20 protein-coding genes and 1 tRNA gene are annotated in these 23,240 nt (G+C 56.8%); 16 read left to right on the top strand and 5 right to left on the bottom strand.

What is annotated here, in order from left to right:
• Positions 1-362 precede the first annotated feature (362 nt).
• Genes ACOYW2_RS16965 through ACOYW2_RS16955 form a run of 3 tightly spaced genes read left to right on the top strand, consistent with a single transcriptional unit; the run spans position 363 to position 4,327 of the window.
• Entirely contained in the window at positions 363-1,946 is a 1,584-nt protein-coding gene (locus ACOYW2_RS16965; RefSeq protein ID WP_482767293.1) for a class I adenylate-forming enzyme family protein, read from the top strand.
• Positions 1,947-1,979: 33 nt separating this feature from the next.
• Positions 1,980-3,647 (top strand): AAA family ATPase, encoded by a 1,668-nt coding sequence (locus ACOYW2_RS16960; protein ID WP_482767292.1) that lies wholly within the window; start codon positions 1,980-1,982, stop codon positions 3,645-3,647.
• Positions 3,644-4,327: a hypothetical protein gene (locus ACOYW2_RS16955; RefSeq protein ID WP_482767291.1), complete on the top strand. Its 684-nt coding sequence runs from the start codon at positions 3,644-3,646 to the stop codon at positions 4,325-4,327. The genes ACOYW2_RS16960 and ACOYW2_RS16955 overlap by 4 nt, the downstream gene beginning before the upstream one ends.
• A gap of 87 nt (positions 4,328-4,414) precedes the next feature.
• On the opposite strand, the gene ACOYW2_RS16950 is transcribed toward ACOYW2_RS16955, so the two are convergent.
• Positions 4,415-4,491 (bottom strand) — tRNA-Met (locus tag ACOYW2_RS16950).
• 220 nt (positions 4,492-4,711) lie between these two features.
• Here ACOYW2_RS16950 and ACOYW2_RS16945 point away from each other — a divergent pair.
• The 5 genes from ACOYW2_RS16945 (at position 4,712) to ACOYW2_RS16925 (ending at position 12,127) form a co-directional block, all read left to right on the top strand.
• Entirely contained in the window at positions 4,712-5,638 is a 927-nt protein-coding gene (locus ACOYW2_RS16945) for a transposase (protein ID WP_482767290.1), read from the top strand.
• An 826-nt stretch (positions 5,639-6,464) separates the two neighbouring features.
• A complete protein-coding gene (locus tag ACOYW2_RS16940; RefSeq protein WP_482419206.1) occupies positions 6,465-7,292 on the top strand; it encodes a hypothetical protein in 828 nt (275 codons plus the stop codon).
• Positions 7,293-9,179 (top strand): helix-turn-helix transcriptional regulator, encoded by a 1,887-nt coding sequence (locus tag ACOYW2_RS16935; RefSeq protein ID WP_482771046.1) that lies wholly within the window; start codon positions 7,293-7,295, stop codon positions 9,177-9,179.
• Between the two features lie 318 nt (positions 9,180-9,497).
• Positions 9,498-10,943 (top strand): amidohydrolase, encoded by a 1,446-nt coding sequence (locus ACOYW2_RS16930; RefSeq protein WP_482767289.1) that lies wholly within the window; start codon positions 9,498-9,500, stop codon positions 10,941-10,943.
• 71 nt (positions 10,944-11,014) lie between these two features.
• Entirely contained in the window at positions 11,015-12,127 is a 1,113-nt protein-coding gene (locus ACOYW2_RS16925) for a linear amide C-N hydrolase (RefSeq protein WP_482767288.1), read from the top strand.
• Positions 12,128-12,415: 288 nt separating this feature from the next.
• Here ACOYW2_RS16925 and ACOYW2_RS16920 read toward each other — a convergent pair whose 3' ends face one another.
• Both ACOYW2_RS16920 and ACOYW2_RS16915 read right to left on the bottom strand, forming a co-directional pair.
• Positions 12,416-13,630 (bottom strand): glycerophosphodiester phosphodiesterase family protein, encoded by a 1,215-nt coding sequence (locus ACOYW2_RS16920; RefSeq protein WP_482767287.1) that lies wholly within the window; start codon positions 13,628-13,630, stop codon positions 12,416-12,418.
• 586 nt (positions 13,631-14,216) lie between these two features.
• A complete protein-coding gene (locus ACOYW2_RS16915) occupies positions 14,217-15,041 on the bottom strand; it encodes a hypothetical protein (RefSeq protein ID WP_482767286.1) in 825 nt (274 codons plus the stop codon).
• A gap of 507 nt (positions 15,042-15,548) precedes the next feature.
• On the opposite strand from ACOYW2_RS16915, the gene ACOYW2_RS16910 reads away from it, so the two are divergent.
• The 8 genes from ACOYW2_RS16910 to ACOYW2_RS16875 all read left to right on the top strand — a co-directional run bounded on the left by ACOYW2_RS16910 (position 15,549) and on the right by ACOYW2_RS16875 (position 21,214).
• On the top strand, positions 15,549-16,409 hold the full coding sequence (locus ACOYW2_RS16910; RefSeq protein ID WP_482767285.1) for a DUF4474 domain-containing protein: 861 nt from the start codon (positions 15,549-15,551) through the stop codon (positions 16,407-16,409).
• Positions 16,410-16,692: 283 nt separating this feature from the next.
• Entirely contained in the window at positions 16,693-17,265 is a 573-nt protein-coding gene (locus ACOYW2_RS16905) for a flavodoxin family protein (RefSeq protein WP_482767284.1), read from the top strand.
• A gap of 58 nt (positions 17,266-17,323) precedes the next feature.
• Positions 17,324-17,668 carry a VOC family protein gene (locus tag ACOYW2_RS16900; protein ID WP_482767283.1) on the top strand — a complete coding sequence of 115 codons (345 nt, stop codon included), beginning with the start codon at positions 17,324-17,326 and terminating at the stop codon, positions 17,666-17,668.
• A complete protein-coding gene (locus ACOYW2_RS16895; protein WP_482767282.1) occupies positions 17,665-18,195 on the top strand; it encodes a DUF1287 domain-containing protein in 531 nt (176 codons plus the stop codon). The genes ACOYW2_RS16900 and ACOYW2_RS16895 overlap by 4 nt, the downstream gene beginning before the upstream one ends.
• A gap of 194 nt (positions 18,196-18,389) precedes the next feature.
• Complete coding sequence (locus ACOYW2_RS16890) at positions 18,390-19,532, top strand: S41 family peptidase (protein WP_482767281.1); 1,143 nt, start codon at positions 18,390-18,392, stop codon at positions 19,530-19,532.
• 252 nt (positions 19,533-19,784) lie between these two features.
• Positions 19,785-20,363, top strand: coding sequence for a Crp/Fnr family transcriptional regulator (locus ACOYW2_RS16885; RefSeq protein ID WP_482767280.1), 579 nt, complete (start codon positions 19,785-19,787; stop codon positions 20,361-20,363).
• 247 nt (positions 20,364-20,610) lie between these two features.
• Complete coding sequence (locus ACOYW2_RS16880; RefSeq protein ID WP_482771045.1) at positions 20,611-20,961, top strand: SDR family NAD(P)-dependent oxidoreductase; 351 nt, start codon at positions 20,611-20,613, stop codon at positions 20,959-20,961.
• Positions 20,852-21,214 carry an SDR family NAD(P)-dependent oxidoreductase gene (locus ACOYW2_RS16875; RefSeq protein ID WP_482767279.1) on the top strand — a complete coding sequence of 121 codons (363 nt, stop codon included), beginning with the start codon at positions 20,852-20,854 and terminating at the stop codon, positions 21,212-21,214. Before ACOYW2_RS16880 ends, ACOYW2_RS16875 begins: the two co-directional genes overlap by 110 nt.
• Here ACOYW2_RS16875 and ACOYW2_RS16870 read toward each other — a convergent pair.
• A complete protein-coding gene (locus tag ACOYW2_RS16870) occupies positions 21,200-21,673 on the bottom strand; it encodes a hypothetical protein (protein ID WP_482767278.1) in 474 nt (157 codons plus the stop codon). The two genes, ACOYW2_RS16875 and ACOYW2_RS16870, sit on opposite strands and share 15 nt — an antisense overlap.
• A 50-nt stretch (positions 21,674-21,723) precedes the next feature.
• A complete protein-coding gene (locus tag ACOYW2_RS16865) occupies positions 21,724-22,578 on the bottom strand; it encodes a rhodanese-like domain-containing protein (protein ID WP_482767276.1) in 855 nt (284 codons plus the stop codon).
• Positions 22,579-23,240: the final 662 nt, after the last annotated feature.

The following is a 23,240-nucleotide window of genomic DNA, read 5'->3' as shown; positions in this document are numbered from 1 at the left end:
TCGACAGGATGAGACCAAGGCTAACCGTGACGCGCAGCCCGATATTGGAACGGTGGTCAGGGCCTTGTTTTCGGTGGCGGGATCCGTATGCGGATCTCCTTGCCTTCCCGTTATCAGGGGTAGAGGTTCTGCAGGGGCTGTGGTATGTGATAAGTTTCAATCGGCAGGCCCTCTTTTCTGGGCCGGTTTGATCACGGTCCCGTTGCTTTTGGTTTTTATTTTGACGGCCTTCGGAAAAAGTCGACCACGTGGTGCCTGCGGGCATCCGGGACATACGGGCTGGCGGCAGCGACAAGGCGGGACGGGGAATGTCGCGTGCGGCGCCGACTTTTTTTCGCCGGCATTTTTTACAGGGTTGCCTTATGTTGATTACGGATATACTGGCTGAAAACGCCTCCCTCTACGGTTGCGAAATCTCACTTATCGAACGCGAGCCCGCCAAGAACCTCCGGCGGGAAATCACCTGGGCCGGGTTCGACACCTACGCCACGGAGCTGGCTGCGGTCCTCCAGGGGCTCGGGGTGAGCAAAGGGGGGCGCGTGGTTCAGCTCATGAGCAACTCCCTGGAGTGGCTTCCCATCTATTTCGGCATCCTTCGAACCGGGGCCTGGGTGGTTCCCCTGAACTTTCGTTTTGACGCCGAGAAGATTGCCCTGTGCACCAACGTGGCCGAAGCCGAGGTGTTTGTTTTTGGCGAAGAGTTCATCGGTCGCCTGGAAGAGGTGAGGGGAGAGCTCTCTTCCAGCGTGAAACACTGGATCTTCGACGGTCCCAAGCGCTGCTGCCCGGACTGGGCCATGCACCTCGGGAGCCTTATGGATACGGATGAGACAGCCTTTGTTCCCGTTTCCCTGTCCAAGGCCGACACCGCGGCCCTCTACTTTACCTCCGGTACCACCGGAACCCCCAAGGCCGTGCGTCTCACCCACGGCAACCTGGCCTTTGCCTGCGAGGTGGAAAACGCCCACCACGGGCAGACCCACCTCGACAACTTTCTCTGCATCCCTCCCCTGTATCACACCGGCGCCAAAATGCACTGGTTCGGAAACTTCAAGGTGGGGGCGCGTACCGTTATCCTCAAAGGGGTCAAGCCCGAGTATATCCTGCGGGTGGCATCCGAAGAGCAGGTCTCCATTGTCTGGCTTTTGGTGCCCTGGGCCCACGACATTCTCATCGCCATCGAAAACGGCGACGTGGTGCTCACCGAGTACAACCTGGACGCCTGGCGCCTTATGCACATCGGTGCCCAGCCCGTGCCGCCATCCCTTATTGACGAGTGGAAGAAACTCTTTCCCCACCACGACTACGATACCAACTACGGCCTCACCGAGTGCTCAGGCCCCGGCTGTGTTCACTTGGGGCTTGAAAACGAGCACAAGGTGGGGGCCATCGGGCTGCCCGGGCACCAGTGGGCGGCCAAGGTGGTGGACGGTGCCTTGAACGAGCTTCCCGGTGGGGAGACCGGCGAGCTGATCATCAAGGGGCCCGGGGTCATGACCGAGTACTACAAAAACCCGGAAGAGACGGCCAAGTGCATCGTGGACGGCTGGCTCCGCACCGGGGACATGGCCCGGAAGGACAAAGACGGTTTTATCTGGCTCGTGGACCGGAAAAAAGACCTTATCATCTCCGGCGGGGAGAACATCTTCCCCGTGGAGATCGAGAACCACATCATCACCCACCCGGATGTGCAGGACGTGGGCATCATCGGTTACCCGGACCAGCGCCTGGGCGAGGTGGTGGCCGCCGTGGTGATGATCAAGGAGGGGCGCTCCATGACGCGGGACGCCCTGGAGGCCTTCTGCGAGAACCTTCCCCGCTACAAGCGGCCGCGAAAGATCTTTTTTGGCGAGGTGCCCCGAAACCCCACGGGAAAAATCGAAAAACCGAAGCTCAGGCGTAAGTATATCCGTACCAACCGGGACTTCCGAAAACTGTACGAGTAACATGCTTGTTTTCAAGCATACCCAGGGCAAGACATGTATCGACGACACTTTCATCTCAAGGAGCGGCCCTTTCAGCTGGTGCCGACGCCATCGTACCTGTTTCCTTCCCGGTGCCATCAGGAGGCCCTGGGCCACCTGACCTATGCCCTTGAAACCGGCGAAGGCTTTGTGGAGGTGACCGGCGAGGTGGGCACGGGCAAGACAACCCTGTTGCGCACCTTCCTTGGGGGGCTGGATGAGACGGTGTCCGTTGCCTGCATCTTCAACCCCACCTTGAATGCCGTGGAGCTGCTCCAGTCCATCAACCGCGATTTCGGCATCGACGCCGGATCTTCCAGCCGGTCGGACCTGACGGCGGCCCTTCAGCGGTTCCTCATTGAAAACCGGGAGATGGGGAAAAAGGCCCTGCTTGTCATCGACGAGGCCCAGAACCTTTCCATCGAAGTCCTGGAGGAGCTTCGCCTTCTCTCCAACCTGGAGACCACCCGCGCCAAACTGCTCCAGACCGTCCTCTGCGGCCAGCCCGAGCTCGGAGAGATGCTGGAACGCCATGAACTCCGCCAACTGGCCCAGCGGATCTCCCTGGCCTGCCGCCTGCAACCCCTCTCCTCCGAAGAGACCCATGACTACATTGTCCACCGTTTGAAACGGGCCTCCCTGGGGGCCCGGGGCGATCTCTTCACCCCCCGGGCCAGGGCACAGGTGTACCGCTATTCCGGGGGCACGCCGCGCGTCATCAACATCTGTTGTGACCGGGCCCTGCTTTGCGGGTACGTGGCGGGCAAGGACCGGGTGGACGCTGGCGCAGTAAAGAAGGCCGTGGCGGAGCTTGCGGACCGGCCCTACATGGATCGCACCCTTTTGGGGCGGCCCTTGCCGGCGTGGGGCGTGGCGGTGCTGGGCGTTGCCATTGTGTTCATGGCCGGGTTTCTGGTCTTCGGCACCTCCCTGTGGCATCCGGAGGCGACACAGACGGCTCCGGTTGCGGTTACGGATGGCCAGGGCAGTACAGCCCCTCCGGCCACCTACGGCCTGTTTGACCTGTTTGACGAGGCGGGTGTGGCAGAGTCCGTCCCATGGGGCGTTCGCCGGATCATGGGTGCGTGGGGGCACACGCTTTCCTCCTCCGAGCTTCCGGCCATCGGGGATCCCTACCTTCTTCTCTCTGCCGTGGCCGCGCCCCTGGGCATGGAGGTGATGCCCATGGACGGGGATCTGGATCGGGCCATGGCCTTCGGCCTGCCGGTCCTGATGCTTTTCGGTTCTGGCGGCCAGGGGCCTCTGGTGCTGGTGTTTGAAGGGGAGGAGGCCGGTGGGCTGTTGCGGTTTCAATCCCCCAAAGGGATCGTGGAGCTGTCTAAAGACGATGCCGACAGGCTCTGGTCTGGTCGGGCCCTTATCGCCTGCACCAATCCCCTGGGGTTCTCCGAGGTGGTGACGGAGCGCTCGGGCCTTCAGGAGGTCATCGCCCTTGAAGCGGCACTCTCACGGGCCGGGTTTCACGGGGTGAGCGTGGACGGGCGTTTTGACGTCGAGACCCTTCGGGCGGTGCATGCCCTGCAGGAGGCCTACGGCATTCTCTCTGACGGCATGGTGGGAGACCTTACCCGCGTGGCCCTTGCCGCAGCGCTGAAAAGTGGATTGCCCGATACCCCGGAGCGCGTAGCCGCCCATGACCGACAAAAAGGAGAGATCCCATGAGTTCGGTTTTGGAAGCCTTGAAGCGAATGGAAGAAGAGGAAAAATACGCTGAAAGCGTTGGGTTTACAAGGGCGGAGCCACGGCAAAAGACAGGCTTTGCCCGCCTGCTTCCCTTTGTGGTCGTTTTTGCCGCAGGCGTGGGGCTGGCCGGAGCAGGGTTTTATCTGGCCTATGGCCGGGGGCAGGCTGTGGTGGCCGATGAGGCGCCCCTTGGTGTGACCTCGGTTTTTCGCGTGGTGGCCCCGAGTTCTCCGGCCACCCAGAACTCTTCCGGTACCGGGCCGCAATCGCGTTCGGCTTCTTTGGTGGCTTCATCGCCTGGTGCGACGGCGTCTTTATCAGAGCCGGATTCACCAGTCGGACCCGCTGTGGAGCCGGAACCTGTTTTCGAATCAATTCAACCGTCCCAGGGGCAGGGCCAACCTGTTGCAGCGTTGACTGATGCGCCAGCATTGTCCCCGGACGAGTTGCGACAGCTTCCGGCCGCCGATTCCGGGACCTATCGTCTCCAGGGGGTGCGGTGGTCACAGACACCTTCCCGGCGTATCGCGGTTATCAACAGCCAGATTATCCGAGAGGGCGCTTCCGTGGACGGGGCAAAGGTTCTTTCTATCTCCAAAGAGGGCGTGGTGCTGGACATTGCCGGCGTGGAGATGTTTCTTGCCTTTGTGGGGCGCTGACGACGGGGCCTTGCGTCTCTGTGATTCTCCATTACCAACAAAAAAAGGCCCGGAAGATGACTCTTCCGGGCCTTTGTATTTTTTAAGTGGTAGCGGGAAGCGGATTTGAACCACTGACCTTCGGGTTATGAGCCCGACGAGCTACCAGACTGCTCCATCCCGCAACAACGAAGCGCACACTACAGCCCGAGCCGCATGATGTCAAGCTCAAAACCAACTTTGGGGACAGGTTCTTTATGCTGGACCCATCACACCGTCCTGTGAGATAGTAGCCTGTAACGTAGTATCATCCTCAAATTTTGGTGTATTTTAGTTTTTCTTCCCCCCATCCGTCACACAAACCATCCACATCAATGATTCTGCACGACCAGAGAGGAGGGTGTTATGCCGCGAGTTCCCCGTATGGTCATAACGGATGCCGGACAAAAAGCCGCTTACCATGTGATCAGCAGAACCGCCTTGGACGGCCTTCCCTTCGGGGCGGTTGAAAAAGACGAGTTACTGCGCATCATCCAGAGGTTCTCAGCGATTTATTGTGTCGAGGTTTTTGGGTTTGCGATTATGGGAAATCACTTCCATTTGCTCATCGAGGTAGCCCCGGAGGACATGGTTTCCGATGATGAGGTTCGAAGGCGCTTTCACCTTCTCTATGGGGAGAAGACGGTTTTCCCCGAAGGGAGACTGGCGGAGTACCGGGAGCGTTTTTGCAGCCTGTCGGCGTACGTCAAGGACATCAAGCAACGGTTCTCCTGTTTTTACAACAAGCGGAAAGAACGAAAGGGAACCCTGTGGGGAGAGCGTTTCAAGAGTGTGATCGTCGAGCAGGGAACCACATTGATCCATTGCCTGGCGTATGTCGACCTCAATGCGGTTCGGGCAGGAATCGTGAAGCGGCCGGAAGAGTATCGCTGGTGCTCCATTGGTTACCACGTCCAGACGGGAAACGGGAACGGGTTTCTCTCATCTGACCTGGGGACATCGGCATTCGGCGTTTCTCATCCTGCTTCGCAGCTCAAGACATACCGGGAGTACCTGTATCACGTGGGGGCTGTTGAAAAGAGGGGCAAGGCGAGTATTTCGCGATGGGTTTTGGATGAGGAAGCCGCCCAGGGGTTTGAGCTGACCCGAGCGCAACGGTTTCGGTACAGGACCCGCTATTTTACGGATTCAGGCATTATCGGGTCCCGCGCGTTCGTTGAAGCGGGCTATGAAAGGTTCAGGGATCGATTTCGTACTACGCGGGATAAAATACCGAGGCGCGTCAAGGGAGTTCAAGGGATGTATTCCCTAAAGCGCCTCGTCGATGCCTGATATGTGGCTGCCTCGTTTTTGAGGTCCTTGAGCCAACGAACTCAGCGGTGGGCTGAGAGCGCAAGGGCGGGGTGCGTCCGGAGGTGAGTGACGTCGGGCGGTTTTGAGGAGCTGGGCGCTCATTTGACTGATGGGTGGGGGATTCGAGTTGTAAAATAACATGGTAGTTGCCCGGTGGGTTATTTTTGGGGGGCGGGGAAACATCGCAAAGGAGAAAACCGTGTTGTTTTTGCATAAAGAGCCTGTCCCCTGTCCCCAAAATGTTCAATATTCTCTGTGGAGGTAGGAATTGCTTGTGAAACAGCAATGTCGCCAACATCTACTTGACCTAATCCCTTCACGTGTGAAATGGTCAATACGTTAATGCCGTAGTATCAATAACATGCCAGTTCCCTTGCAGCGCAACACGCTTTGCTGAACGCACGGCCCGTGCATGAAAGCAACAGGTTGCAGGCCTCCTGTTGCCGCCTCCCGTTTTCGAGTAATAACGCATTGTAACGATAATATCCCCTTCAGAGAAAGATAGAAAACTCGATCAGCAGGAAGGCGTGCTCATGCTGTCTGAAACCACCGGGTGCCCGGTGTGAACACTACCGATTCAGCCCGTCGGGCCGCACCACGGTAATCCGGTGTACGGCCTTGCCATTGTCTTCGGCCCCGTTGCCTGTACAACGTATCGCCTGTGTTTGCTCTGCGAAAAACATATGGCGTCCATATAGTACCCGGTATACGCCGGTTGATTAATGCATGCGACAAAGGGGAGGGTAACCTTGAATGGTGTGAGGGGGCCTGCATTGTCGCTACCAACCCATAGCTGACGATATCAATGAAACACGCTCTGCTTCATACCAAACTCCAGATACCTCCCGTGGCGCCCGACATTGTGCCGAGGAATCGATTACTGACCCTCCTGGACGAAGGGGGGAGACGGCCGCTGGCGTTGATTACCGCACCGGCAGGATACGGAAAAACGACCCTGGCCAGCTGTTGGGCCAATGCCTGCGGTTGCCCGTTCGGCTGGGTCTCCCTGGACAGGGAAGACGATGATCTGCGACAGTTCCTGGCCTATTTTCTTGCCGCCGTTCAGAAAGCCTTTCCGGGCATTGCCCTTGGTACCGAAGCCCTGCTGGAGGCCGGGCAGCTCCCGCCGGAGCCCGTCCTGTCCCGGTACCTGCTCAACGACCTCTACGGGTTGCCCGAACCCTTTGTCCTTGTGCTGGACGATTTTCATCGCATGACCGACCCCTCCATTTATGGGCTGGTATCTGATCTGCTCAAGCATCCTGCCAGGTTTCTGCACCTCGTTCTTTTGTCTCGGACAGATCCCCCGCTCCAAGTAGCACCCTTTCGGGGCCGCGGCCTTGTGACCGAGGTACGGGCCTCGGATTTGAGGCTGACCCTTGCCGAAGCCACAGCCTTCATGGACAAGCTGCTACCCGTAAACGTCGATGACGCCACAGCCTCCGTTCTGGAGAGCAAAACCGAAGGGTGGGCTGCCGGACTGCGTCTGGCCGGGCTCTACCTGCAAGGGGGGCAGGACCCCAGAAAAAAGGCGATGGAGCTGAGCGGCATCTCTTACCACATCGCCGACTACCTCCTGGCCGAAGTGGTATCCCGCCTCGATTCGGACACGGTCTCATATTCCGATCTGTAAATACCGCCGTCGTACCGTTTTTGCGCGCCCTTGTGCCGGTATATGCACCAGAGGCGATCTTTTTCCCATCGAAAGGACAGCGCGGAGGCTTTTATTGACAGGCTGGTGGAAAGCAACCTGTTTACTTTAGGCCTGGACAGCGACGGGTATTGGTTCCGCTTTCACCACCTTTTTCGGGACCTGCTCAACGGCATGCTAAAAAAGGTGAAAACCTCCCAGGAGATAGCGGATCTGCATCGTACCGCCGGGGCCTGGTTTGCAGAAAATAGCTATATTGAAGAGGCCCTTCATCACTTTTTGGCCTCCGGGGACACCGCGGAGGCCGTTCAGTTGGTGATGGACAACCGCCACGATTTGCTGAACAGCTCCCAGATTATCCGATTGGAACGGTTGCTGGCCATGCTGCCCGAGGGCGTTTCATCAGAGCACCCCCTGGTGGCTACGACGCATGCCTTCATAACCATCGAGCACGGGAATTATGCAGGGGCTCTGGAGTGGGCTGTCCAAGCCCAGAAGATGTTGGACGGGCTTTCGCCCGGGGCAAGGGGCCTAAGGGAGTTGAGGGCTGAAGTGCTTGTCCTGAACGGGCTCATGGCGCTTTTTTCCGGCTCACCGGACGGGGGCAGGCTGTATTCGGCGGAGGTGTTCGGCCAGCTCCCTGAACAGGCTGTTTTCATGAAGGCCTATGAGGTGGGCGTCTCGTCCTGCTTTCACCAGATGCGGAGAGACCGGGGGCATGTGGACGCCATGATCAAAGAGGCCCTGTTCAACCCGGAATGGCCGACCAATATCCAGGCCAGGATCTACTTCCATCTCTGTATCGCGCTCTATATGGACGGCGACCTGCCCGGGGTAATGCAAACGGTTGCTGCCTGCAGGCGGTTTGTGGGCGTTGCCCCCTTTCATCATACCAGGGCCTATGCTCACTATTTCCAAGGGGTCGCGGCGTATCTGCAAAATGATCTCAAGGGGGCTGAGGGGCACATGCTGAAGGTTCTGGAGATTCTGCATACGGCCAATGCCTCTTATGTCGCCGAGGCCGGGTTTGTCCTCTCCTGTATCTACCTGGCCTGGGGGGACGAGACCACCGCCGAGCTGGTACGCGAACAGGTCATCACCCACTGCCGACAGAATGGCCACGCCGTTGCCGAGGCTGTTGCCATGGCCTTTGAGGTAGAGGCCGCGGTCCGAAGCGACGACCTCCTCAAGGCAAAACAGCTCTGCGCCCGTGCGGATTTCAACCGTCGCCCGCCGTTGTGGTTTTTTTACGTCCCTCAGCTCACCCCCATCAAGTGCCTGCTGCAGGACGGCTCCAAGGAAGCCCTGCATCAGGCCCGTTCCAGGCTCCGGCTTCTGGACGGGCGCTTGCGCGAGATCAACCGCATCAATGTGCGTATTGAGGTTTCGGCTCTCCTGGCCCTTGTCTGCGGGAAGCAAGGAGACGAGGTGGCTGCGGCGGACTGCCTGGAAACCGCCCTGACCCTTGCCGAACCCGGGAATTGGATCCGAAGTTTCGTGGACCTTGGAGAGCCTATGGTTACCCTGTTGGATCGACTGATCGGCGATGGGCCGGTCAGGCCCTTTGCCAAGCGGGTCCTCGAAGCCTGTGGGGCCCGGAGCCCGGTACTGGCCCCTTCGGTGCCACGGGCCCCTGCCAAGCCCCAGGCCCTTGACCAGGGGGATGTCGAATTTCTTACGCGACGCGAATCCGAGATCGTCCCGCTCCTGGCCGAGGGCATGAGCAACAAAGAGATCGCCGGGATACTCTGTGTGTCCGAAGGGACCGTCAAGACCCACCTGAAGAACATATTCAAGAAGCTGGGCGCAAACAGTCGGATCGACGCATTGAATCGCGCTCGGGAATCGGGTCAGTTCATCGCCAACTAATATAAACAGGGCTGTTGTTTGCCTTCTCATGGGTACCTTTTTTGGGGGGGAGGCCATGCTGCTTTCTACCCCAAAAGGGGTAGACGAATTCGTGAAAAATACCCCTTTTGGGAGATTTACACCGAGGGGCCGTAACGCTAAGGTGACTGTTTCCTACTGATCCATTTATCACTGAAAAAAGGGAGGTTATCCATGTTGCGTGAGGTGCGGTTGTTCTCCGGGGGCTTTGGCTTGCCCGCAATGCGTTTTGTGTGTGGTGTGTTGATTCTGGCGTTGTGCATGCTTTGCATGCCGCCAACGGTTCGGTGTGAAGCAGGGGTGTCGCAGGCAGAAACCATCGAAGCGGTGGACAAGGTTTCGGATACCATCGAAAAGGTCGGGCTGAAACTCTGGGAGCTCTCGGAAGTTTCCCTGATGGAGTTCGAGTCCTCAGCGTACCTAAAAACGCTGCTCAAGAAAAACGGGTTCAAGCTGACCAGCGAGGGGACCAGCGGTGTCCCCACGGCCTTTGTGGCCGAGTTTGGCTCAGGGAAACCCGTCCTCGGCATCATGCTGGAATACGATGCCTTGCCCGACCTGGGCAACGAAGTCGTCCCCTTTAAAAAGCAGAGAGAAGACGGTGTCACCGCAGGCCACGCCTGCGGACACAACCTCATCGGTGCCGGAGCCCTGGGGTCTGCCCTGGCCATCAAGGACCTGATGAAGAAAAAAGGGATCAAGGGAACCCTGAGGGTGTACGGCGGAGCCGCCGAGGAGACAGAGGGCGCCAAGGTCTATATGGCCCGCGATGGTCTGTTTGACGATGTGGATACCATGCTGCACTGGCATCCCCTGGACAAGGCCGTTGTGGCCAACATACGGACAACGGCCATCACCCATGTCTATGTCGAGTTCAACGGAAAAACCGCCCACGCGGGGATGGCCCCGTGGGAAGGCCGAAGCGCCCTGGACGCCGTGGAACTGTTTCTGCACGGCGTAAATCTGATGCGGGAGCATGTGCTGCCCACCTGCCGCATTCACTACATTGTCAAAAACGGCGGTCTTGCCCCCAACATCGTCCCAGACAAAGCCTCGGTGGTGATGACCTTTCGCGGGGAGTCCAGGGATGTGGTGAACGACGGCGTTGCCTGGATCAAGGAGATGGTCGACGGGGCTGCGCGAATGACCCAGACACGGGGCATGGCCGTGGATTACTACGGCATGTACGATACCCTGCCCAACACCCCCCTTGCCGAGCGGATGCAGGGGTACATGGAGGCTGTCGGCTTACCCCGGTACACCAAGGAAGAGATCCGTTTTGCCAAAAAGCTGCAAAAAGAGGTGGGCCTGGAGCAGGCCGGTATGGCGTCTGCGATACTTCCCCTGCCCAACGAGGTGATGGTGGGAGGGAGCACCGATGTGGGGGATGTCAGCTGGAACACGCCGACCATGGGACTGCTCTTGCCTTCCAGCCCGTCGGGCATCGGGGTGCACACCTGGATGGCCACGGCCAGCCACGGGTCGAGCATCGGTATAAAATCCGCGGTGATGGCAGCAAAGGTCATGGCGATGACCGGCATGGACGTCTTGACGGATGATGCATTTTTAAAGGCGGTAAAGGCAGATTTCAAGCGGCGGACCAAAGGGAAAAAGTACATCTCCCCCATTCGGGGTGAGATCAAGGAACCCATCGGCCTGCCCGACGAAATGCGGTCCCACGGAAGCATCATTGAGTTAAAGGAGGATTTTTACAAGCAGGCTGGTGACGACGCTTTTTTTGACTGATCCAGCGGGTATGTCCGACGTCGGGTTGGCTCTGGTAGCTATATGAATCCATAAATATGGGAGAGCGACTGATGATTGAAAAGAGATTGACGGGATGGCTGGTTGGTGCGCTGCTGCTGGTAACTTTCTGTTTTGCTTCGGCTGAAGCCTGCACCGGGATTCGGTTGATGGCACAAGACGGCTCGTGCGTTTATGGCCGCACCATGGAGTGGGGGAACTTTGACCTGGACTCCAGGGTCGCCATTGTTCCCAGGGGGTATGCGTTCAAGGGGACGACGCCGGACGGGAACAACGGGAAAGAGTGGAAAGGGAAGTACGGTGTTGTTGGCCTGGACATGCTTGAAAAGGACCTTCTTGCCGACGGCATGAACGAGAAGGGGCTTACGGTGGGGCTCTTTTACCATCCGGGCACCGCCGAATATGCCGCCTATGAACGGACCAAGGCAAAAAACACCATCACCGCCGTGGATATGGTGTCGTACATCCTTTCACAGTACGCCACCGTGGACGAAGCCAAAAAAGGGCTGGAGAAGGTGCGCGTTGTCCCTGTGGTGGAAAAAGCCCTGGGCATTCCCGTGGATGCCCACTGGGTTGTCACCGAACCTTCGGGCAAGTCTGTGGTCATCGAGTGCCTGAGGGGGCAGGTCCGGTTTTTCGATAACCCCCTGGGGGTGATCACCAACTCACCCACCTACGACTGGCACATGACCAACCTGCGGAATTATGTGAACCTGTCCGCTGTTGCCATCCCGAATAAGACCATAGAGGAACTTGACTTTCGTCCCTTGGGCGGGGGCAGTGGCATGATCGGGCTTCCCGGTGACTTCACGCCGCCTTCCCGCTTTGTAAGGGCCGTGGCCTGGACCCAGACCGCCCGGCTTACCAAGGACTCCCAAGAGACGGTTTATGAATTGTTTCGGATTCTCGATAACTTCAACCTGCCCCTGGGTTCCGCCGAAGGCTCGGACAGTGAGGGCGTCGATATTAAAGGCATGAGGAGCGCAACCCTCTGGACCACGGCCTGGGATCAACATGATAAAATCCTTTATTTCCACACGCAGCACGACCGGCGCGTGCGAAAAGTCGATCTGGATCGCATCGATTTTACCAGGAAGAAGATCTGGCACATCACCCTCGATACCAAAAAAGAGCAGGATGTCAAAGACATCACACCCTCTGTATAGGGGCTTCCCCGTGGGAAGGGCATGTGACCGGCCACTTGCCGGGGGCCTTTCTCGTGTAGCCTGAGGCTCGTGGACAGCGTGGCAACAGGGCGATGGTTTTTCGCCCGGTTGCCACGTTTTTTTATGTCAATGGCAAAAAGAGCCTGTCCCCATTTGAAGACCCATCATCTGAACGCTTTGAATAACGCCGGGGCACAAACGGGTTACGTGAGGCCCCGGCAGGGTTTTACGGGTGGTTAAAGGTATTTGACGATGGTTGACATTAAGAGCCTGTCCCCCTTGAATTAGTTATTTGTGGAACCCGTGGACCTCGAACTGGGAGTCGTCCTGGGTGGCACGCCTGAAGAGAAGGGAGTAGGGCTCCTCATCGAGGACCTCATCCATGCGGTCCGGAAAGTTGGTGATCACCCCGTCGACTCCGTAGTCGAGGCATGACCGCATGGAGGCCTTTCGGTTCAGGGTCCAGTAGTAGCTTTTCTTGAAGTGTCCGTTGGCGTCCCGCATGTTGGTCATGGCCTGGACCCAGGCCATCCAGCTGGGCATGGACGAGGGGTGGACGCTGCTGGCCCCCACCCCGATAAAGGTGGAACCGATGGCCTCTACCTTTTCGGCCCAGGTATCGGGGGTAAGGCCTGAGTAATCCTGAAGGTAGGAGTCGATACCCGCATTGTAGAGAATGTGGCCGTCCGCATCCTCTTTTTTAAGCACGTCGTTAAAAATCGCAGCCTGGTCACGGGGCACGGAGAACACGGCGAGGCGTGCGGGGATGCCTGCGTCCATAAGCCGTCGGGCCAGGGTCCGGGCGTAGTCTGCCGGGTCAATATCTTTGTCCTGCTTGCAGTCGAGCTCGATAAGGGCGATGTTCCGTTTGTCGATATGGGCTTTGAGGTTCAGGAGGAAGTCGTCAAAGCGCGACGCAGGTGTAAAGCAGATATCGCCGGAGTGGTACACCTTGAAGCCGATGCTGCCGTCTTCCTCCACCGGTGTCAGGTCAAACTCAATGGCATTGGCGTTTTTATCCACCATGCGGTTGACCTTGTCGATGGTGCTGCACCGGTGGGCGATGTTGTAAAAGGGACGCCGGGTTTCAATGGCGTTGAGGTTGACTGTTCCTGTCCAGATGTAAGTGTTTCCGCCCCCGTAGTAGAGCTCAAAGCGGACATCTGACGCGGGCTCTACCAGGTCCACCTCAAGGATGGCTCGCTGAAATCCGCCATCACGGTACGAAGGGAATTCCCGGCTGATGAGGGGAGTGGAGGCGATCAGCTCCGAGCCGGACCACGCCCGCAGTTCGCCCAGGCAAACCCCGTCATATTCTTTGTGCCATACCTGGAACAGGACCGCATATTGCCCTTTGGCGAGGTCAATGGGACAGGTTTCAAGCATGGAACCCGGTGCCTGATCTTTCTCCACTGTCCAGGTCGGGATCCAGTTGAGCCCACCATGGGAAGAGAGGTAGCCGATTTGATGGCTTTGGCCGGTCTCAGGCATCCAGGTTGTCATGGCGGGGGACGCCATCCTTTCTTCAGCAAAGCTCGTTATTGAAGAGAGCAAACATGCCAGGCAACACACCATAAGAATACTACATGATTTTCTTCTTTCCATAATCTACTACTCCTTTGAAAATTAAGTTAAAGACCTATTGGCATAAGGAGAAATAGCGGTCAATAGTAAACGGTGTTAGATAATGGCTCCGTGGTTTTGGCTAAAGAATGGGTGGCAAAGAAGCTTCACAGGACGCGGCGGGTGACGGAAACTTCGTGATGTTTGATATGCTATAAAATTGTAATAACATGGGGCCCTACGGGTTTTCTCCCGAGGAACTTGAAACGGAGCTTTCAAGGTATGTGAGCAGTAACTAAGGGCTATGCCCTAAAAGAATAATATATAACGATATTCCGCCTTAAATTCGTTGTGTGCCGAAGCAACGATCAAAAAATCATGCTGAGGACTTATGGGATGATCCCGTCATGTGTAAGTTGTTCTTGGTATGGCCCTAATACAGCCACGGCCGGATGAGTCCGTTACCTGACCCGGGGCAGCTCCCACCCATCTTGGAGCTGCCCTTCGCTTTCCGACAGGGGCGCTGCTACAAGAGGTCGTAGTGCCGGAAGAGCCCCGAGCGAATTTTCAGGGCAGTGAGCCCGGCTGTTTCGTATGGCGAATACTCGAGGGTCCGAGAGTATTGCCTGAAGAGGTATTCTCTTCCCTGGAGGGTAAAGTGGACGTCGCAGGAGAGATACTCCTCCCGGGGACCACGGCTGCTGTAGCTGATCGAGCACTTGTCGCTTTGGATGTTTTCCATGGGGATGACGGTTTCCGAAAGGGGCCCGAAGTTCTCGTAAAAGGCAAGGCCGAAGGTGAGGACTCCCACTGCGGTCATGATCCGGGCCATACGGGGGGATTTATCCATTTTTATTGCCAGGGCCCCTGCACCGACCATGAAGGCGATTGTCATGAAGGTCAACGCCCAGGTTGCAAGGGGCAACTCACGGAAAAAGAGGGTATCCTGAAGGCCGGTGCAAATAAGGCTGTTGGTGACCACGGCAAACCACAATGCCTGGCCCCAGACCCGGGCTTCGGCTTCCCTGGCGAAAAAAGCCGTCATAAAAAAGCAGCCTGCAAAATAGGCCAGAGCAAGCCCCAGGGGAACTGTTAAACAAGCCGTCAGAGCTATGAATACCAGTGCAGAATCAAATCCTGCCCGGGTCCCATGGTGCCATCCTGCCGCCGCAACGGCTCCGAACAGTCCCAGGACCACCCACCAATACCTGATGCAGAAAATCATCAGGTGGGCCACGACTGTGTTGATCGCCCCCGAGAGGATAGAGGCCGGGTAGATGAGGCCTAGATCCGAAGGGGTGGCTTGTTCCTCCTGATGTTCATCATCGTTCAATTCTGCTTCGTCACACATCTATTCGTTATCCTTACGTGTAAATACAGTCATAACCAAGGCATCCCGGGGCATGGGCTCCTTGCTTTGTGCCCAGGCCCGCTTTTCCTGCGTCTTTGACATCGGTGGGGCTTGAAAGGCAATAACGTCCCTTTCCGTTTGCTTTTCAAGCTGACGCTGTCTTACGCCAAATTCCTCGTGGGGGCAAGTCATGGTTGATAATGGAAAAGAAGCAAAGGGGACAGGCTCTATGCCTTATATGTTTTCATCGACGACTGCCTTGACATATGCAGGCATTTGTTGGATAGAATTGAATTATTCATGTAGTAATATTGGGGCGCAATGCTTTGCGGCTGTTTAGTAATTTTGCGGGTGGGCTATCGTTTTTGTTTTAGGGGTAAACGATACAACACGTTGTAAAATAGAGCTAAATCGTATGGTCTGTGTGCTGCTTGTGTTTGTGTGTTTTTCTCTATGTGTGGTTTGGTTTTAATTCTATTGTAAATTTCAGAGCGTTAACCTGTCCTGATGAAACGGTTTGCGTCGATTTGCCTGTTTGCGGTGTCTGTTCTTCTGGTACCTGTTATTTCAAGCGCCGGGAACTCAGAGTGTACTTATAAATTACTGGCCGGTACCGTGCATGCCGCCGGGTTTGAATACAATGACGATCAAGATATCTACATGACGCGGCACCATGCACTCCAGCGTAAGTTCGGTTACAACAACATTTACGACAAATGCGCGGCGCCCCTGGGCATGGTTATCGATGTGGAACCGGTGCGGTTTGAGTACGACGGCCAGAGGTATATGGTTGAGCTCTGGAAAGGGCAGTATTTTTCGGCCATCGGAGCGGAAATCGGGTTTTACGTGGGAACAAAGCTGAATATCGCCGGGGAGGACCATTACCGGTGTGCGGATACCGAAGAGGAACTCGATATTGTCTTTACCATGAAGAACCAGGGTGTCCCGGAATACTCGGTGAGCGGACGGCACTGGTGGCTCACAGGGTTCAAGCCCGGCGTGTTCGCCCGTCCCGACCAGCTGACCCTTGAAGACATCGAGATCACGTTTCACTCCCAAGGCATGGCCGAAGCTTTTGCAGAGGCACTCTACAGGCTGGGATACAGTGATGCCGGAGACCGTGTGTGGTGTGAGGGAAGAACCGTGGGCTTTGTTTTTTCGACCCCCAGAAACCCTCAACCCTGGGATCAGGACAAGCTGGATATCGTTCTGGCCGCAAACAGGGTCCGGGTTGACGTGGTGCTGGACATCCAGGCGTCCCTGGGATTTGAGAGTTTCAGCCCGGAGAGCATTGCCGAGGCCCTGAGCAGGGATTTCTGGTCCGGTATGCACCTGTACAACCAGCTCAAAAAGATTGTTGCTGATTAAAAATCAGAAAACCGCCCAGGCGTTACCATAGGAACGAGGCGCGTCAAGCCGTGGCACGGGGTACCGTGCTGCGGCTTTTTTGGTTGGCTGCAAGGGTATCATGGGTGTCAATGCCTCCTGATATTCGGTTTTTATCAAGGATAACGGCTTTTTTGATGAGGAATCATTTTCTCCTATGAAAAAAGTGCATGACGTGTATCTTGGTGAGCAGGCTGATGCATTATTTACTCTGATGCCCACAAGAACCGTTTTTTTCCATAAGCGCCTGAAAGGAAAATACCACATGAAAATTGTCTGCCTGACGGGAAGTCCGAGGTACCGTGGAAACAGTGCGTCCATAGCAAAACGATTCATGGAGACAGCAACGAACCGGGGTGCCGAAACCACGACGCATGCCCTCAACAAGCTCACGTACAAGGGATGCCAGGCCTGCATGGGGTGCAAGACCACATCCGATACCTGTGTCCTGGATGATGATTTGAGGCAGGTTCTGGAGGATGTCGTAACAGCTGATGTGCTGGTCATGGCATCCCCGATTTACTACGGGGATGTGACATCCCAGATGAAGGGTTTTATGGATCGGACCTACTCATTTTATGTCCCAGAGTTCCACTCCAAGGCACGGCCGAGCAGGCTGGCCCCCGGTAAAAAATTCGTCATGATCACGACCCAGGGCCAACCGGATGAAAACATGTTTGCCGATGTGTTTCCCAAATACCATTTCTTTTTTCAAACCCATGGGTTTAAAGAGGGGTACTCGATTCGGGGGTGCGGCCTGACCCGCCCGGACGATGTGATGAACCGCCAAGAGATCCTGGCGAAGGCCGAAGAACTTGTCGGGGTGTTGGTGGGTTGAATCGATGACATCGATTTTTTAAAAGAATGGTTTCGGGAGGGGGCGAACGAGGAGGAAGATGAAATTCAATCATGTTGGAATACCTACGGAAGGCAGGTTTGAAGGCGAAATAGATTTGCCTCATCTGCACATGACAGTCTCTGATCATGAGAACAATCCCTATGGCATCCAGTGGCAACGCTATTGGGAGAATGCCCCGTACCCGGAACTGGTCAAGACCGTTCCCCATGTGGCCTTTGAAGTGGATGACCTGCAGGCAGAAATCAAGGGCAAAAAAGTGATCATCCAGCCCAATTCGCCCAGTGAAGGGCTGATCGTGGCCTTTATTGAAGTCAATGGAGCGCCGGTGGAGTTGATGCAATACACAAGCGAATCGGTCTGTGACCGACCCGGAACAGCATGATGGGTGGTATTCGTATCAAGACATATCTTGCGGCTTTGTTTTTATCCCTTGTCTTTATAGCAGACGGCGTTGCCGGTCCCGTGGACGACATGGTGGCGGGCGCCTATGGAGAGATCGCAAACAAGACGGCGTACAACACGGAGATGCTGAGCCGCTATTTTCCTCCCACCTACAAGGGGGGAGAAGACACGGGGGCTCCGGTTTACCCGGGGGGCGACGTCAACCCTCGGGAAGGCGTCTGTGCGGATCTGGTGGTGCGGGCCCTTCGGTGCGGGGGCGTTGACCTGCAAAGGGCAGTCCATGAGGATGTGGTGGCCCACATGGGGGCCTACGGCGTCAAGACCCCCGACCGATACAGCGACCACAGGCGGGTCTGGATCCTTCGGACTTTTTTTAAGCGGCAGTGGGCATCCCTTTCAACGGAGCTGAAAGACCCCGGCGACTGGCAGGCCGGGGATATCGTGATCTGGCACACGGGCTCAAAGAAAGAAAAGGCACCTCCGGACATCGGGATGGCCGGGGCATAAAATGCTGGGATGGGTTTCCGTTCGTTATCCACAACATGCGATACGTCCCCTGTGTTTCTGCTGGTGTCACCCTGGAGGAAGATGTCCTGGAGGGCCTCTCGGTTCTGGGGATTTCGGTTCGAAAGTGGCAGGTTATCGGGCATTATCGGCTTAAGTGACGGCATTTACCCTGACACAAGGGGCGAGAAACCATCATGACACACCCTTGGATCCATGGACGATTTCAGCTACTACTCACGAGCCTTGCTGTTTTATTCTGGGCCGGGGCCGTTCAGGCCGGGAACGCCCCTTCGCAGGGCCAGCTGTTCGGGGAGATCACCGGTATCGTGGAGACGCATTTTTTTGATCCCCACCGCATCAAGCAGGCGTTTCCGGCAATCAAGGAGCAATACCGGCCGCAGATCCTGGGGGCTTCCCCCGAGGCAATTCCCCGTCTTGTCAACGCCATGCTGGGCGAACTCAACGCTTCCCATACCTGTTACGTAACGCCGGATGATCCCGAGTATTACTACCTGGCCGCCCTTTTTTCCAGGATACCGGAGATCGGGGTCCTGTTTCTGAAGGGGCTGCGCATTACGGTTGGTCTTTACCCGGATGGATCAGGGGGGCGGGTCCATGTGGCGAGCCTCCTTGCCGGGGGCGCCGCCGAAAAAGCCGGGATCTTAAAGGGCGACGAGATCCTCTCCGTGAACGGCAAGCCGTTTACCCCTGTTGCCGCGTTAAGGCCCCTGGTGGGCACCGATGCGGTGTTCGAGGTGAGGCGAAAAAAATCCACGGCGCCATTTTCGGTGACGATGCAGCCGGTGCTCATGAACCCCAAAGAGGAGATGCTGGAGGCGCAGAAGGCCAGCGTTCGCGTGATGGAAAAGGGTGGCCGCCGCATCGGTTACATCCATATCTATTCCTACGCCGGGGAAGAGTATCACAAGGCGCTGCGAGACGCCCTGGCCTGGGGCCCGCTGAAAGATGCCGATGCCCTGATCATCGATCTGCGTTATGGCCTTGGGGGGGCGTGGCCCTCGGATCCCACACTGAACTGGAACATTCCGGTGCTGGAGGTTATCGACAGGGAGGGGAATAGAAACAGGGTGGACACCCAGTGGCGCAAGCCCGCAGTCTACCTTGTGAACGGTTACACCCGCAGCGGCAAGGAGCTCTTGGCCTTTGGCGCCAAAAAATACGGCGCGCCCACGGTCATCGGAGAGCGCACGGCAGGCCAGAGACCTGGCAGGACGATTGTTCCCGCTCTCCCCAACAAGGCCCTTCTTTTCTTGCCGTCCAGGGGTGCCGCATCGACGGGGTGGATCTCGAGGTATCCTGGGCTGGTGCTGTATTGAGTCCCCTTTGAGGTTCCCTACTGTGGCGGGCAGGACGCCCAACTCCACAAGGCCGCAGAATACCTTTTGAACCAATTGAAGGTTTTATAATATTTAGGTGTCACGTTGCCTTCTGTCATGTTGATTGGCCTGAATCTGTTATTTAAAAGATGTTTGTCAAACGTTTCAAAAGTTTGGCCCCCGGCAGGGCCGCCGGAGGCTTTTTTTATCTGCATCAAACCATTGATGGCTTAACCGTTGCAGGCTGAGGTCATGACATTGCCCCATTTTCCCATGCCATCACTTATCGATACATTGACAGAAGCCCTGGGCGATGCCCGGCACCTCCCGGCCCATGGAGCGGAAGAGCTTTCAAGCCTGTTTATCCAAAGGCGTTACCCACGCAGCACCATCCTGGTTTTGGCCGGAGATTTATGGGATCGGGTGTATTATATCCGCAAGGGGATGATTCGGCTGTACTATACGGACAGCCAGGGGCGTGAGTTTAACAAGGGCTTTTTTCGGGAAGGACAGCTTCTCTGGCCGGTGGCGCCCTATGCCCGGAAAGGTGGCACCTTTCATCCTCGGCTGAAGATCTCCAGGTCTCTGTTCTGCGGGTTTCAAACGCCTTTTATCGGTGGCTCTCCACGTACTGTGCTGGGACATTTTGCCCTGCCCTATGCCTATGCAGGGGCTTCTCCGGGCACCAGGTCCCCACGAAGGTTGGAGCCGGTGCAGCTTCGTTGCCACCATCCCGACCTGACCGAGCGCATTCCGGATTATCACCTGGCCTCCTACCTGGGCATGACCAATGTGTCCCTCTCCCGGATTAAAAAAAAATATTATGCTTAACCTATGTTAATGATCGTTTTTCTCTTTTCGTTATCCTGCCCGTGCAGTTCGCATGATTCACGATAGCAAAAAAGAGGAGGCGATCCATGGAATCGTTACGCGGTAAAACAGCCCTTATCACCGGAGGGAGCGACGGCATTGGTTTTGCCATTGCCACGGAAACTTTTGCGGCCCGGTGATGCGTCGATTGGAAGGGACCCGGAGAAGCTGAGCGGAGGAAAAAGGGCCTTGGGCAGAACCCGTGGATATGCGCTCGCGGTTGTGGGTAGCATCAGATAACAGGGATGAGGTGACGGGTGTTGCCGGGTTGGTGGCTGACCATGGCTTGAGGATTGACATCATCGTCAACAATGCAGGGATCGCCCGGTTCGTTCCCTTTGAGGATACCGATGAATCCCTGCTCGCATATCACCTTGCGCTGAACGTCTGTGCCCCGTATGCCATCTGCCAAGTCTTTCTGGAGGACCTGCTGGGCGTCCCGGAGCATTATGGATGTTGTCGGTATATTTTTGCGCGTCGATATGTTCCGGACAGGCCGTCCACGGCGTATTCCCTCACCAAGGGGGCCGCAGTCCTTCACCAGGGCCCTTGCCTTTGAACTGGTTAGGGCTGTCTGGTTTAATGCCATTGCCCCCGGCACCGTCACCACGCCCCAGGTCGAGAAAAACATGGAGCGCCTTGACCAGGGGGCAAAGGATCGGTTCAAGGCCATGGTCCGGTCGATCTATCCCATGCAGGCCCTGGGCGACCCGGAAGATGTCGCCCATCTGGCTGCGTTTCTGGCGTCGGATCAGGCCCGGTGGATTACCGGGGGGATCTTCCCGGTGGACGGGGGCTTAACGACGAACTGACGACGCGGTGTTTTCCGGCAGGCCGGTTTCAACGGGGTTGCCCGGGGTGTTGCTCCAGCCAATCCATCCGTCGCTGAAGATGCCGATGTCCTTGAGCCCGATGACATCGGCGTCGTAGTAGATCTCGGCCACACGCCAGCCGCTGCCGCACATGAAGGAGAGGCGGGCGGTGTCGACCGTCCTGGCCCTTCCACAGGGCCAGGATTTCGTCTGCGTTTCGCATGGTCTTGTCCGGGTTTTGTAGTACTCCAGCGTCGTAGGCGCTCTTTTTGCCTGTGCATAGCCAAAGACCTCAAATCTGGGAATTCCACCCTTTTTCTTGTGATAGGCATAGCCGGAGGATTCGCCGATGTGCTCGGCCCAGGTCCGGTTGTCCACCAGGGTGAATGTCTTGGGGGTACGGAGTCCGGCCCGGGTCTCTTCCATGGTGCTGATGACGTCCGGGTTGCCGGGGGACACCACCTTTCAGCTTGAGCCGTAGTCGCCGTCGCTGGCGACGGGTTTCCAGGTCAGCCTGGCCAGGGTCCAGGAGAGGGTCCCGCCGTCAGAGGACGCACACCCTGATGCTGCATGTATTCCAGCACCGTGGCCACCCGAAAGGCGGCCAGGGGTTCCTCGGAAGTAACGATGACGGTGTCATCCCGGGTGAATCCGAAGGAGAGGGCCATCTCTTTCAAGGTCTGGTCATCGGCCAGCATCCACATAACGGGCTCGGTTTCCGTGGGCGGCTCCACGCGATCCGTGTTGATGTGAAAGGCCCCCGGGATATGGCCCTTGGCATAGGAGTTTTTCTCTTCTCCCCAGCTTGCCTCGGCCACGATGATGCTTTGGCTGTTTTCAAAACTCTCCGGTCGGTTTCCGTCGATGATCTCCTTGAGTACAACGGCCGGCACCAGCAGCTGGTGGTTGGGATAGCGTTCCAGGGGCAGTTTTTTGTCCTTTGCCCAGGCGGTGATGTCGTAGCGGTGCAGGCGGGTGTAGCCCCTTGAGGTGAGGTAGGCTGCCACAGCGGAGGCGTCCTGTCCGTTGGCATCGTAGAGAAGCACGTTTTTGTCGGCATATGCTCTTTGTCCAGAAAGGATCTCTTTCAGGGTCGCGTCACGCTGGTCCCCGCCCACCTTCAGCCAGTTGGCAGAGAAGTCCGTGGCACCCGGGATGTGGCCGCCCCGGCTTACGCCGCCCAGCCTCCAGCCGTTGTAGGCGCTGTTCAGTCGGGTGTCCACGATAACCCAGTCGTCAGCGCCCATGGCGGCAACAACCTGGGGGGTGTCCATGACGGGTACGGCCTGTTCCGCCCGGATCTCGGCGGTCAGCCCACAAAGGAAGAGCAGCAGGGCTGCTAAGCTTGCGCATCTGTTTTTCATCTCAAATCTGTCTCCTGCTGTGTGGATAGGCCCCAGGTGAGGGCCTTCAGTGGCAATGTCCTTAAAACCTGTGATGTGTAGTCCTGACGGGGAACGAAGTCAAATTGATCCTGTGAATGCAGTGGCTTGTTTCTATAGGCTGTTTCTCTATCTGGTATCATGGCTGCTGATACCCTTACCAGGCAGCTCTGTCGGGGCCGAGCGTTTGCCTGGACTAGAATACGGATTTAACAAAGGTCTTCATGGTTCATTTTTGTAATGCGAAAAAATGGAAATTATTTCGTGGAGCCCAGGCTCTCCGCCAAACCTGTTTGTCAAATTTTTTAAGGTTTTGGCCCCCGGCAGGGCCGCCGGAGGCAAAAAAATCATGAAAAATCGGCCAAAACGGAGCGCCGCACTCCGGTGCGGCTTACTCGTCCGTCGTTATCCGTGCCGCACAGGAGTGCGGCGCTCCAGGGGGAGAGGGAGGAAGAGGCCGGCCTTGATCACCGGAACGTTTTTGCGGGGCTTTTTTCAAAAAGCGACCCGCCGGAGGCCACTGAATGTTTAAATGCGGTGGCCCTGCGAACCAGGGTGATTTTCGTTGACAAAAAAACAGCGGTGCGTGTAAAAAGAGGCACTTCAAAAAAATGGAAACGATGTGTTGTTAAAAGAGGTTACTT

It is taken from the genome of Desulfoluna sp. CLI2B (assembly GCF_056847375.1).
The sequence above is the reverse complement of the archived record's forward strand: the minus strand, read 5'-3'. Positions and strand labels throughout refer to the sequence as shown.